Annotated in this window: 1 protein-coding gene; it reads left to right on the forward strand. The window is 22.7% G+C overall.

The genetic code is table 11. The features are described 5' to 3' along the window. Window positions 1–336: 336 nt before the first annotated feature. Window positions 337–1,044 (forward strand): CRISPR-associated endoribonuclease Cas6, encoded by a 708-nt coding sequence (gene cas6, locus I4U58_RS13830; protein ID WP_195931913.1) that lies wholly within the window; start codon window positions 337–339, stop codon window positions 1,042–1,044. Window positions 1,045–1,165 lie beyond the last annotated feature (121 nt).

The raw sequence follows: 1,165 nt of genomic DNA on the forward strand, positions 1-1,165 counted from the left end.
AGTATAAGAAATATAATAAAAAAATTTATGAAAGAGAACAATAATAAAAAATAAAGGCTAAAAAGTTGAAACTTTAAATTAAATTTGATATTATTTATTGTACAAAATTATTTATATAATTTATATAATATTTACTTTAAATATCAACAAATGATGTAATTTATAATTAACAGAAACATGTGATGTATTTTTAACACAGAAAGTATTAATTTACTTTCTGTTTTTTTTATTAATAAAACTTAAAATACGACAATAAGTAAAAATTTGCCTAAAAAAAGACAAAAAAGATTATATAATAAAAATATAAGAAGTAAAAAATAAATAGGGGGATATAACATGAAGGTTATACAAATAAGGGTAAAAGTTTTACTAAAAGAAAATGTAGAGGTTGATGATATACAGTCAAAAGTCTGTGGAGTAATCGATTATAGTTTTTCAAAAAGAGAGGCATTACTAAAAATGCACAACACAAATATGTATAAATTTTATTGCTTTGATTTGCCATATCCAGTTGAAGTGGACAAAGTATATAAAAAAAATAAGGTGTATACATTGACTATAAGAACTATTGATTTGAATTTGGGAGAATTTTTTTCAAATTCACTTTTGCATACAGAGACAGATTTTATAAAAATATTATCTAGTGAAGTAAAGATAATACCTCAAAAGCATATTGAAAAAATTTATTCTTTAACACCTGCAATAATTAAAAATGAAAGTGGATATTGGCGTGATATTATGTCGATTGATGACTATGAAAGAAGAATAAAAGAAAATTTGATAAAAAAATACAACACGATTACAGGTGAGAAAATGGATGAGGATTTTAGACTTTTTAGCAAGATAGATTTTAAAAATAGAAAGCCTATTTCGGTTAAATATAAGAATATAAAATTGTTAGGGGATAAGATCAATTTATATATAACTGATGATATCAGAGCTCAAAATTTAGCGTATATGTCTCTTGGAGCAGGAATTATGGAGATGAATTCAAGGGGATGTGGATTTGTAAATTGTAAATTTTTAAAAAATGAAGAATACTAAGGGGGAGTAATCCTCCATTATAAAGTTTTCTAGAAACTCCTAGTAGGAAATAATAATGAAATTAATTTAATATTAAATAAGATAAAAATAGATTTATAGTTAAAATATATATTTTTTCTAT

The sequence above is a fragment of the Clostridium sp. 1001270J_160509_D11 genome (assembly GCF_015667935.1).
Taxonomy (GTDB): Bacteria; Bacillota; Clostridia; order Peptostreptococcales; family Peptostreptococcaceae; genus Intestinibacter.